The organism is Streptomyces sp. NRRL S-337 (assembly GCF_000720175.1).
Classification (GTDB): Bacteria; Actinomycetota; Actinomycetes; order Streptomycetales; family Streptomycetaceae; genus Streptomyces; species Streptomyces siderophoricus.
In genome coordinates this window covers 1-11,958 of record NZ_JOIX01000045.1, presented here as the reverse complement: position 1 = coordinate 11,958, position 11,958 = coordinate 1, and the positions used below count along the sequence as shown (strand labels likewise).

Below are 11,958 nucleotides of genomic sequence, written 5' to 3'. Positions count from 1 at the left end.
CCCGGACGCGCTGTGGGAGACCGTCTTGAGCTTTCACCGGCTGCGTGACCGGCGGGACGATTCGGCGTTCGGCAAATGGCGATCGGAAACACGGGGAAAGTTGAATGGCGAAGCGCGTCTGCTGGCGCCACTGGTGCCCACGCGCGGCTATTTCCCCGATTTCCTGACGCCCGCCGAAGGGCTCCTCGGGCTGTCCGACGCGCTCGCCGCGCTGCGCGAGACACCGGCCGAGCGGCTGCACACCGAGCTGTCCCGGCTCTCCGCCGCCGCCCGTCCGCTCCCGTCGTGGATCCGCGCGATGGCCGACGGCGAGACCCGCGCGCTCGGCCGCCTCGCCACCATCCTGCAGGGCTACTTCGAGGCGGCCGTCGCTCCGTACTGGCCGCGCATCCAGGGCCGTATCGAGGCCGACCGGGCCACCCGGGGCCGGGCGCTGCTCGACGGCGGCGCGGACCGACTGCTCGCCTCGCTGCCGCCGATGATGCGCTGGCGCCCGCCGGTCCTGGAGGCCGACTATCCCGTCGACCGCGATCTCCATCTCAACGGCCGCGGCCTGCTCCTGCTGCCCTCGTACTTCTGCCGCCGCACCCCGGTGACCTTCCACAACCCGGACCTGACGCCCGTCCTGGTCTACCCGGTGGAGCACCACACGCCGAGGCTCACCCCGCACGTACCGCCCGAGCGATGTCTCGGCCGGCTCGTCGGCAAGACCCGCTCGGCGATACTGCACGGCGTCGGCGTCGGCTGCACCACCAGCGAACTCGCCCGCCGGGCCGACGTCTCGCTGGCCTCCGCCAGCCAGCACGCCACCGTCCTGCGCGACGCCGGCCTGCTGACCACGCTCCGGCAGGGCAACGCGGTGCTGCACACCCTCACCCCGCTGGGCGCGGCCCTGCTGCGCGGCGCCCGGCCGGCGGAGGACGCCGCGTACGAGCGGCTGGCGTGATCCCGGGACCGCCTGCGGGCGGTGGCGGTGCCGCCGGGGCTCCGGGCGCGTCGTCGACGTGCCGAGCGGGCCGGGTACGCCGGACGGGGACCGCCACCCTCCTGCGCCGTACGGGCGCGGGCTACGCCGTCAGTACGGGCGATCCCCGGCGATGGCGACCCGTTCGGCGACCCGGCGCCCGGTCCCGTAGTCGTTCACGGCATAGTGCTGGGTGGCGCGGTTGTCCCAGAAGGCGACGTCGCCCGCCTGCCAGCGCCACCGCACCTGGAACTCCGGCACGTGCGCCTGCTGGAACAGCAGCCGCAGCATCCGATCGCTCTCCGCCTCCGCCCAGCCCGCGATCCGGGTGGTGAAGGAGGCGTTGACGAACAGCGTGCGCCGCCCGGTCTCCGGGTGGCGGCGCACCACCGGATGCTCGACGGGCGGGAACTCGTGCTGGAATGGCGCGAGTTGGGCCGGGGAGCAGAAGCGCGCGAAGCCCGGGAGATAGTCGTGCACCGCCCGCGCCCCGTCGATGCGGGTCCTGATTTCCGACGGCAAATTGTCGTACGCCGCGGCCATATCGGCCCACAGGGTGTCTCCGCCGGAGGCCGGTACCTCACGAAGCTGCAACACCGCGCCGAGCGCCGGGCGTTCCCGGAACGTGACGTCCGCGTGCCATACGTTCTCGAACGTAGGAACCGCGCCGGCCGCCTTGTCGAACCGCACCACCTCCTTCGTATCCCCCTGCGCCAGGAGCGGATTGGTCTCCAACTCCCCCCAATTCGCGGCGAATTCACGTGATGACTCGGAAGTCAGGTGTTGCCCGCGGAAGAACAGCACCTTCCACTCCAGCAGCGCCCGGTTCAGCTCCGCCCGCAGCGGTGCGGTCAGCGGCCGGGACAGGTCCAGCCCACGGATCTCGGCCCCGAGGACGGCCCCCTGCGGTACGACTTCGAAGCGCTCGTAGGGCCGGTCGGTCCATCCGTCAGGCGTACGACGCAGCATCCGCGGGCCTTCGTAGAGGCCGTCGGCGGGGATGCGGTGGGGGCGGAGGGGAGAGAGGTGGGGGAGAAGGGAGCGGGAAGAGGGGCCGGGGGGTGTCATGGGGCCTCCTTGGGGCGCGGGTGAGGAAAGCAGGGGCGGGGCGCGGCCGCACGGCGCAGGGAAGGGGAGAGCGGGAGCCGGAAGGCCGAGCTGCGGCCCGGACCGTGCGGCTCGGATCGCGGACGGGCCGGGTCGCGGACGCCGCGGGTGGCGGTACGACTGCCGCGGTGGCGGTGCGACTCAGGCCGTACGGAGACAACAGGCCGGGGGAGATCCCACCCGGCCGCGGCGGCGCAGGAAGCTCAGGCCGCGGGGCGCGCACTCACCGTGGGGGCCGCAGTCGCGCGGCGCCACCTCACGAGGCTTCGGGTGCGTGCTCATGCCACGCACCGTACCCCGTCCGCCGGCGGCCCATGCCGTCCTCAGTCATCGATCCCGCTGCGCTCCACCCCCGCGACGATGTACCGCTGGAGCAGCAGGAAGACGGCCACCAGCGGCACGATCGACACCGCCGCCGCCACGAACAGCTCGTGCAGATTGAGGTTCTGCGCGGTGGTGAACGTGGACAGCGCCACCTGCACCGTCCACGCCTCCTGGTCCTGCCCGATCACCAGCGGCCACAGGAACGCGTTCCAGGCGCCGATGAAGACGATCGTGCCGACCGCGGCGAACACCGGACGGGAGTTGGGGACGACGATGCGCCAGTACGTCCGCCAGTGGCCGAGCCCGTCGACCCGCGCCGCGTCCTCCAGCTCCCGGGGGAAGCCCAGGAAGTACTGGCGGAAGACGAAGCAGGCGAAGGCGCTGAACAGCGTCGGGATGATCAGTCCGCGCAGCGTCGAGATCCATCCCAGTGTCGACACCAGCACGAAGCTCGGCACGAAGGTCACGGCCGCCGGCACCATCAGCGTCCCGAGGATCGCGTAGAAGACGGCATTGGCGTGCCGGTACGGAATCCGCGCCAGCCCGTAGCCGGCGAGCGAGGCCAGGACGACCGTGCCGACCGTCGTCGACACCGCGATCAGCGTGGAGTTGAGCAGGGCCCGCCCCAGCGGAAGGGCCGGGTCGCGGAAGACCTCGGTCAGGTTCGACCACCGCAGGTCGTGCGGGAAGAACGTCCACTCGGGCGAGGTGATGTCCTGCTCGCTCGCCAGCCCGTTCCGCACCAGCAGGTAGAACGGGATCAGGAACAGCAGCGCCAGCACCACCAGCAGCACCACCCGCAGTGCCCGCCCGGCCTTCGTCAGGGCGTCCCGCGTCAGTGGATCTCTTGTGGGGTTCCGCATCCCGCTCAGTCCTCCCCCTTGCGCCCCAGGCCGAACCAGCGGGCCTGCAGCACCGTCGCCACCGCGATGATCAGCGCCAGGATCACCGCGCCGGCACTGCCCAGCCCGAGATTCTGGTCCTGCCCCAGCGCCGTGTAATAGAGATAGACGAGCGGCGGCCGGGCGTACGGCGGATAACCACGGGCATCGCTCAGCAAGTTGTAGAACTCGTCGAACGCCTGGAACGCATTGATCACCAACAGCAGCACCACGGCCACGGACGTGGCCCGCAATTGCGGAAAGGTGATGTGCCGGAACGTCTGCCAGCCGGGCCGCGCCCCGTCCACCGCCGCCGCCTCGTACAACTGCGGGGAAATCCGCTGCAGCCCGGCCAGGAACAGAATCATGTAGAACCCGGCCTGCAGCCACAGCCGTACGGTCACGATGACCAGCCAATACCAGGGCGGATCCGTGGTCGACAACCAGGCGATGTCCGCGCCGCCGAGCCACCCGAGCACGGTGTTCGCCAGCCCGAACCGCACCCCGTTGAAAATCGACAGCTTCCAGATCACCGCCGCGACGACGTACGAGCACGCCGTCGGCAGGAAGAACACCGACCGGAAGAACGCCTGGGCGATCCGCAGCCGGTTGACCATCAGCGCCAGTCCCAGCGAGAGCGCATACGTCGCCGGCACGATGAACGCGGTGAACACCAGGAACGTCCCCAGGCTGCCCAGGAACGCCTCGTCCCCCAGCATCGCGCCGTAATTGCCCAGCCCGACGAAATCCGAACCGCTCGGACTCACCGTGTTGTGCGCATCGAAGAAGCTGAGATAGACGCTCCACGCCAACGGGACGTACGTGAACAACCCGAGCCCGACGACGAACGGCCCGACGAACACCCAGAACCACAGATTCCGCCGCTGTGGGCCGAGGATGCGGTCTGCGCCCACCGTCCCGTCCCTCACTTCCTCTTGGCCCGCTGCAGCTCGGCGTTGACCTTCCGCACCACGCCCTTCAGCTCACTCTCCGGGTTGGCGCCGTCCTTGATGATCCGGCTCAACGCGTCCTGATAGGCCGTACGGTCCGCCGACGTCCACAACAGCGGCTCCGCATAGCCGTGCTCCGTCGCGAACCGCACCGCGTCCGCGGCCGCTCCTTCCTGCAGCTGCTTGGCCTTCTTCGCCAGCGAGATCCGCGCCGGGATGTGAAAGCCGTACGACAACGCGAAATCCTGCTGGAAATCCGTCCGATCCACCCACAGCCACTTGGCGAACGCCTTCGCCTCCGCCTTCTTCTTGCTGCGCGCACTGACCGCGGACCCATAAGCACCCACCGGAACGGAAGGCTTGCCCCCGGAGCCGTCCTTCGGGAAGGGCAACACCCCGAAGTCGTCCCCCAACGCCTTCTTGATCTGCGGCAGCGCCCACAAACCGGACCACTGCATCGCGGTCAGCCCCTGAATGAAGGCGGACGGATCGGACCAGTCCGTGGGCGCCCCCAGCAGAAGCGACTTGTCCGCGTACAGCTGCCGGATCTTCCCCAGCACCCGCGCCGCAGCCGGATCGTCGAAACCGACCTTCCCGCCCTCACCGATCAGGCTCAGACCGGCGGCGAAGAGCGGCGTGCCACCCAGCACCCCCACCCCACCGTCATTCCCCAGAAAGAGCCCCTTGGCCTTCTTCGTCGTGAGCTTCCCGGCCGCGTCCACCAACTCATCGACCGACGCCGGAGGTTCCACCCCCGCGGCCTTCAACGCACTCTTCCGGTAATAGAGCATCTGCATGTCGATGACCTGCGGAATGCCCCAGACCTTTCCCTGCCAGATCTTCGGCGCCAGCACCGCCTGGTTGAAGTCGTCCTTCACCGGCTCGACCTCGGCCGTCAGATCGACGACCTGCCCGTCCTGGATCTGGTCCAGCAGCGGCCCGTTGACCTCGAACACATCCGGCCCCGAGTCCGTGAGCAACGCGGCCGCCGTCTGCCGGTCGTAATCCCCCGGCCGCCACTGCACACTGACGTGAGCCTTCTTGTACGCCGCCGCATACCGCTTCACGGCCCGCTCGGTGCCCGGCTCCCCGTACTGGTGGTACCACTGACTGAGCCCCGCACCGGAACCACCGCCCCCGCGCCCGGTGTTGGACCCGCACGCGCTCGCCAGCGCCGCCGTCAGCGCGACCCCGCCCCCGGCCGCCAGCACTCTCCGCCGCTCGATCCCCGCCATGACCTGCTGCCCCCTGTCTGCTTCCTGATTCCTGCTTCCTGGTCACCTGCCGAACGCCTGCGATCGGTGATCGTCGATCACCACACCGCGACCGTCCACTCTGCCGCACGACCGTGACACGCGCATTGCTTCTCCACGAACCGTCCGGAGGGCCGAACGGCCGCCGCCCGTGCTACCTCCCTGGATCGATGCCCGTCAGCGCCACCACAGCCGCCTCCACCGCCTCCTCCCAGACATACGGGTACCCCTCCACATACATCTCCTGGGCGAGCCCCGGCCCCACCGCGACGTCCGGTATCGACACCCTGACCTTCCTCCCCTCCAGCGCGAGGTGGTACGTCACGCACGAGTCACCGCTCGCATCCGGATCGCTGTCGACGTCCTCGTCCCGCAACGAAAGCCCCCTCGCTGCGAGTTCGCCCACCAGCCGGTCCCGGTTGGCCCAGATGGTGCGCCGAGCCGCATCGAACGCGGAGAGCTCGTCCACCAGGTCACTCCAGGCGTACGGCACCCCGTTGTGCACCACTTCCCAACTCGCTTCTCCCTCCCCACCCTTCACGACCTCAAGTGGCACCCCGGGCATCACGATGTCCCCCTCATATCCCGGCGGACACTCGAAGGAGAACTGGAGGCAGTCAGGCCACTCGTCATCGGCCTCCCCGTCTTCGAGCCCGGCCCAGGGCTCGTCACAACCGCGCTCCACGAGTTCGGCCACCAACGCCGCCATATTCGCCCGCGCACAGGCCGCGACCTGATCCTCATCGGCGAGGATGCCCCCTACGTCGTACCCCTCGCGGCAAACGTCGTCACTCTCAGTCGTCATGCACCCATTCTGACCCGGACCACTGACAACGGGAGTGGACCCCGCTACGACGTCAGCCCTCGCCGACTGCGGTAAAGCGCGATGGCCGAGGCGGTGGGCAGGTTGGGGACCCACACTGTTTCCCCGCTGTCCTTGGCCACCACGACCTTCGACCCACCAAGCGGCCCGAGCCGCGACCGGCCGGAAGCCGCGTCGGGGCGGGGGAACGTGGGGTACACCAGATAACCGATGTCGAACTCGTGGACCCGCAGGGGCACCGGAGTCCCGTCCGGCAGCTTGGGCACGGCACAGCGACTACGGACAATGGCCAACGCGTCTTCGGCGCTGGCAGGCGGCGCAGGCGGCTCCGCTGCGTTCACTCGCTCCCTCACTCGTTGTGGAAGACGTAGGACCAGGCGGGCGCTCCGGCTCCCGTGCTGTCGATGGCCGATTGCGCGAGCGTCACGTACTGGGGCAGCAGGACGGCTTCGAGACCGTTGTGAACGGTCTGCTTGGTGCGCAGGCCGGTGACCCAGAGGCCGACCATGGTGAGGAAGTCCTCCACGCTGCACGCCGCGGGGAGGGCCGCGAGGTGATCCTCATCAGGCTCGGTCGGGATGCGGAGGACGTGCCCGGTGGGGCCGTCCACGACGAGCTCCCCGCCCATCCAGAACCCGATCTGGAAGAACGGCCCGGTCTCGTCCACGGGCGGGACGTCGTCGGGCCAGAAGACCTCATCCATCACCTCGAAGCGGTAATCCCCGTACGGATAGAGGCCCATCCCGCCCTCCCGCATATCGGGCAGGCCGAATTCGAGCAGCGTGCGGCGGGCAGCTTCGTCCGTGAGGCCCTCGGGGAGTTCTTCTTCCTCCAGTTCGAAGATTTCCTCGTCTCCGTACAGCTCGATGAGGTCCTTCGGACTGGGCGGAGGGGCGTCCAACGGCACAGTGGGGCCAACCGCGGCATAGGGGCCGGATAGGGGCTGGTCATTGTCGGACCCGAATCCGGAGAACTCCTCTTCCGGCCCCGGCTCGATCGCGAAGAGTCCGCCCGAGCCGCCGAGTACCACCAGCTCACCGACCGGCACAGGCACGCTCTCCAGCAAGCTGGGGTGCGGTCCGCGACCTGCGGGGACGCCGGTGTGCAGGTCGTGGAACGTCAGGGGGCCGGGATGTCCGTCGGCGCTGCTCGACGACGTGGCATGGGCCGGGAGCGGCGGCCATGAGAGAGCGCCCAGATGCCCTTCGGGAATGCGGTCTCCCTGCCAGGGGCCGGCGAGCAACGCACCGGTCCCGGCATCCCAGATCGCGGCGTCCGGCTGCTTGCGCTCACAGAGACCGGCAACGGCCGGCCGGCCGTTCCAGCGCACTTCCGCCAGTGCCGTCAGCGGCATCGTCTTCAGATAGCTCACGTGATATCCGCCGGGCGGCCGCCACTGTGCCCACTTGGTCTTCCACGGGAGGTGAATCCCGGATTCGGCGACTGCGGCGGCAAATGCGGTGTCTTCCCGGGCAGTGGCCATGAGGTGCATCAGGGCCGCCCATTCCGACTGCCGGGTCGGCACCACTCCGTACGACCAGAGATGAATACCGTCAGCGGCGGCGGAATTTCCCGGCACGCTCCCGCCGGACGCGCAGCACGCCGCATCCATCAAAATGGTTTGGGGAATGTTGGCGAGCAACTCGCCATGGCGGAGCAGCTCTTCCAGCGCATTCGCCTGCACCGCGTGGGCGGCCAGTCCCGTTGCCGCGTACCGGCCTTCGGGACCGTGCGCGGCCCATCCCTCAGGGTGCCGAAATTCGCATGAGACGCGCCGCAGCCAATCGAAGAGGTGCCGATTGACCCGCGTGATCTCATCAGGCTCCGCCTCGCGGCGCAGTCGTTCCGCAACCCCCTCGTCGATGAAGGAGACGCCGTTCGGGCCGGACCGGAGCAGATTCGGGTGGTCCTCAACGAATGGGGCGAGCACCGTTTCCGTTACCGTCTCGCCGGTTGCTGCGACCGCCAATTCGGCCCACACCCGCAACGGCACTTCACGAGGCTCGGCCAGGGCAAGTGCCTGAAGGAGAGGGGACTCCCGTCCCTCCGTCTCTGCGTTTTCCGGGAGCCGAAGCACAACGGTCGACCGGTTGGGGAGATCGCGCGGCGAGGTATGCGCGAGGACGGCCACATTCCCGCTGTTCAGGCCCGCCACCGTACGGGAAATCAAACGGTCGGGTTCATGAGCGCGCCGAGTCCGGCCCGCTCTGTGGGCGTTGGCGATGAGCACCAGGCGCGCTTCAGGGATCTGCCGCAACGAACTGCGCCAGCGGCTCCGTTTACCCGGCCCCAGATCCACTCCGAGAGCGAGCAAAATCTCCGTGTGCACCTCTTCCGCGGTACGCCCGTGGGCGTCCACGAAGACACTCCCGCGGAGGCGCCGGTGAACCTCCTGCAGGACCGATGCACCATCCGAACCGGACGGGTCGACCAGAAAAGTCGGGCGGCCGCCGGGGCGCCCCTCCCGCCACCAGTCGCCGATCAGGTCGACGGCTTCGGGAAGCGGGGAGCTTCCGGGGGCGTCTTCGTGATGCGTCATGGCGTGCCCACTGTCCCATCGATCTGCCGTTGCACCAACGGGGTCCTGGTCAGGGGCCAGAGTCCACCTACGGCCTGTCGCCAGGTGACCCATTCGGACGGCGAGGCATGGGCCGGCCCCGATGCCTCAGGAAGGTGGGCATCCAACGGCCCGGCTGACCGCCAACCAACGGGGAACAGGCTCGCATCCGCTGCCTGAGGGACCGCGCCAGCATTCGACGACGTTTTGGGCCGTGCGTGGGCCCGTCGCGTGAAGTCCAGTGACCAATTTCCGCCGGCGCCGGGGACGTACGGCCTTTGAGTCAATGCGGAGGGCGCTGCTGGGCAGCGAAAACATCTGGTAGTCGACGTCCCGAGGCGTTGGTTAGGGTTCCCGCTATGAACGATGACATCCAGAGGCTTACCCAGCAGCTCTGCGCAGATGATCCTGACGAAAGGGACGCGGCCGAACAGGCATTGTGCGCGCTTGGCGCTCGTGCGGTGCATGACCTGTTGCCCCTGTTGAGTGATCCGGCGGGGCCTGGTCGCATTCGGGCACAGAACTGCCTTGAAACGATCGGATCTGAGGCTGTCCCTGTCCTTCAGCGGATTCGACAGGAGGGTCCAGGCCGGCTGCGGCGCCCCGCGCTGGAGGCCCTGGCCAACCTGACTGGTGGGGAGGGGCTGACGGAACGCGAACTCAAGGCCGTGGACAGGCTGGTGCGCATCAAACTCATCGACGAACAACCTGACGACCTGCCAACGGGGCGCTGGCTCGCTGTGCGCAACGCCCAACTCCAGGACATCGTAGCGGCCTTGTCCCTCCACGATGCCCGTCCCGCGACCGTCACCATGGGCATTTGTGCTGCTGTGGAGTTTGAGAACTCCATTGAGTTCCAGGACGCTGATGGGCATGCGGAGCAAGCCTACCGCGTGTTCATCACCCCTGGTTTCGATGATTGGCGTCTCGTTTATGGTGATGACTTCCTCAACGACCATTGGGCAAACGCCGTGGAGAAGCTGAGTGCGCGATGCGGAGAGGCCCACTTTTACCTGGTGGATGACTTTGACGGCGCCAACGTGTGGTGGGTTGCCCAGAACGGCTCGGATCGCCGAGGGTATCGAACGTATGGAGATCCTGAATGGGTGGGCGAACCCATGGATTTCGAGCGCTCGCTGATGGTGGACGAGGATGACCCTCTCTATGACCCTGACGAGCACGCCGATTACGCCGAGGGTGTCACTGACCCAGAAAACGTGGCGTCTTGGATCTCGATTCCTCCCACCACGGTCGGTATCGCCGAGAAGGCGGACCACGGTTGGCTTGCCGTGACGCACCGTGGAGTACCGCACGAACGGTTCAAGGGCGCGCTGCGCATCTGACCCGGTGCCAGGGCGCCGAGCCGGCCTCTTGAGTCCGGTACCGAGAAGTACACCTTGAACCGGACTCAAGAGGCACCGCGCAGGTCAGCTGACTAGCTGCGGGTAGACCTTGTGCCAGGTCTCTTCCAGCGCGTCAACATGCCTTTCCATTTCGCGTACGATCGCATGTTCCTTTTCGGTTCGCTCTTCTTCCTTCAGCTTCTTGTAGTCGCTGTCAATGACCTTCTTGAGCTTTTCCCGGGCACCGGCGGCATCCGCATCGGCAAGCTCCTTCAAGTGGTTCGCCGTTCGGCCCGAGTTCTCGCCGTATCGTTCGGTGACTCGTCGGGTGACTTCGGCTCTCACTTCTGCGTCGGAGAGGGAGGGAATCGCCTTGATCACGGCACGCTTCTGGCCGTCGAGTGCCTTGCGGGCAGCAACGCCTTCGGGGTCGGTCCGGTAGGTCGTGCTGTAGTAGATCGGAAGGCCCTTGAGGTGCTTCCTGAGCTCGTCGGAGCACTTGGCGTGCCCCTGCCCCTTACCGCAAGGCTCGCGTTCGGTGTACAGGCTCTGTGCCGTGTACGACTTCCCGGCGGGTAGACCCTCGTTGCTTCGCTTGAGCCATTCGATCAGGTGCTTTTCTGAATGGCGACCCGAGACGTACTTCTCACCTGTCGGGACCGACGAGTCGACCACGAATGTGATCTTCCCGTCAGGGTCCTTGACCTCCAGTACGGCGTAGTTTCGGTCTGTGAAGTCAGGGCTGTGCTTCCAGATGTCGTTCGTCTGGGCTTCGTCAGCCTCTGGAATGTCCGACAGGTATTTTTCTCCGGAAGCCTTGTGCCCCTTCACGCCCAGTGACCCGTCGGCATTCTTGGCGGCACTGTCCCGTGTGCCTGGAGTCGGTGCCGGCTTGCCTTCTCCGAGGTACGGCTTTTCGATATGTCGGGGGTTGTTGCCGACGCCGTGCTGTTCATGGAAGGAGAGGCTCAGGCGCGCCATCGTAGAAATCACGGCAATTTGTTCGCCGTGCTCCATCTTGTCGAAGCCCGGCAAATGCTTGATCAGGTCATCTTTGTTGAACCTGAGGGGGTCACTTCCTGCGTTCTGCTCAGACGGATGGGCATCGCCTGCGGCAGTGCGCAGAGCGCGCGCCAGACTTCCATCGTCTGCCCACTGGTTGAGGTGGTCATGGACGTTGTCCAGGCGAACCCTGTGTACGGGCTGCTGCGCCCGGAGTGCCTGCTGCAGCGCGTCCGGCTCCAGCCCGTATTCCTTCGACTTCTCGCCCTCGCGCTCGAAGACGGATTTCTCACCCGTCTCCTGCGCCGAGGTGTCACTGTCGCCACGATCATGAGGATGGCTGTACTGCGACGTCGAAGACGTCTCGTCGACGTCCATCGCGTCGGAGTCCAGCTTGGGCTTTTTGTTGTCGTGGCCGTCGTCCCCGTCGATGTCCATGTCGTCGGGGTGTTTGTGCTTGTTGCCGCCGGCGGGTTCGGCGGCGGGGCGGCGCGGAGGCTTGGGGCGCGTGTCTCCGGGGTGGTGGTCGTTCGGGGTGGGTGTGGGGGTGGTGGGGCGGCGGTCGGCGTTGAGGGGGATGGCGTGGACGCCGTTGGTGCCGTCGTGGAGGGGTTTGTTGCTGGTTTTGCCGGTTTGGGCGTCGACGTAGGTGATCTTGCCGTTGTGGTTGACGACGTTCCAGGCGTGGGCGCGGCCGTTGTTGTCCTGGGTGACGATGACGGCTTGGGAGCCGTGGCCGTTGTTGCGGAGGTCG

The 11,958-nt window shown here is 67.5% G+C and carries 9 protein-coding genes; 2 read left to right on the top strand and 7 right to left on the bottom strand.

Annotation, left to right across the window (positions count from 1 at the left end; genetic code table 11):
• Positions 1 to 100: 100 nt before the first annotated feature.
• Positions 101 to 946 carry an ArsR/SmtB family transcription factor gene (locus tag IG62_RS0126840; RefSeq protein WP_030808458.1) on the top strand — a complete coding sequence of 282 codons (846 nt, stop codon included), beginning with the start codon at positions 101 to 103 and terminating at the stop codon, positions 944 to 946.
• A 129-nt stretch (positions 947 to 1,075) separates the two neighbouring features.
• Here IG62_RS0126840 and IG62_RS0126835 read toward each other — a convergent pair whose 3' ends face one another.
• From IG62_RS0126835 to IG62_RS45240, 6 genes are all read right to left on the bottom strand, one after another.
• Positions 1,076 to 2,032, bottom strand: a complete 957-nt coding sequence (locus IG62_RS0126835) for a TauD/TfdA dioxygenase family protein (RefSeq protein ID WP_030808456.1) — start codon at positions 2,030 to 2,032, stop codon at positions 1,076 to 1,078.
• Positions 2,033 to 2,394: 362 nt separating this feature from the next.
• Positions 2,395 to 3,258, bottom strand: a complete 864-nt coding sequence (locus tag IG62_RS0126830; protein ID WP_030808454.1) for a carbohydrate ABC transporter permease — start codon at positions 3,256 to 3,258, stop codon at positions 2,395 to 2,397.
• Positions 3,259 to 3,263: 5 nt separating this feature from the next.
• Complete coding sequence (locus IG62_RS0126825) at positions 3,264 to 4,190, bottom strand: carbohydrate ABC transporter permease (protein ID WP_030808452.1); 927 nt, start codon at positions 4,188 to 4,190, stop codon at positions 3,264 to 3,266.
• An 11-nt stretch (positions 4,191 to 4,201) separates the two neighbouring features.
• Positions 4,202 to 5,461: an ABC transporter substrate-binding protein gene (locus tag IG62_RS0126820; protein ID WP_030808450.1), complete on the bottom strand. Its 1,260-nt coding sequence runs from the start codon at positions 5,459 to 5,461 to the stop codon at positions 4,202 to 4,204.
• A 172-nt stretch (positions 5,462 to 5,633) separates the two neighbouring features.
• Entirely contained in the window at positions 5,634 to 6,284 is a 651-nt protein-coding gene (locus IG62_RS0126815; RefSeq protein WP_030808448.1) for a hypothetical protein, read from the bottom strand.
• Between the two features lie 367 nt (positions 6,285 to 6,651).
• Positions 6,652 to 8,841 (bottom strand): SUKH-4 family immunity protein, encoded by a 2,190-nt coding sequence (locus tag IG62_RS45240; RefSeq protein ID WP_158795123.1) that lies wholly within the window; start codon positions 8,839 to 8,841, stop codon positions 6,652 to 6,654.
• Positions 8,842 to 9,218: 377 nt separating this feature from the next.
• On the opposite strand from IG62_RS45240, the gene IG62_RS0126800 reads away from it, so the two are divergent.
• Entirely contained in the window at positions 9,219 to 10,202 is a 984-nt protein-coding gene (locus tag IG62_RS0126800) for a HEAT repeat domain-containing protein (RefSeq protein WP_051798647.1), read from the top strand.
• 84 nt (positions 10,203 to 10,286) lie between these two features.
• On the opposite strand, the gene IG62_RS42340 is transcribed toward IG62_RS0126800, so the two are convergent.
• Positions 10,287 to 11,958, bottom strand: a 1,672-nt coding sequence (locus IG62_RS42340) for a toxin glutamine deamidase domain-containing protein (RefSeq protein ID WP_037839406.1), incomplete at its 5' end; no start/stop codon positions are given.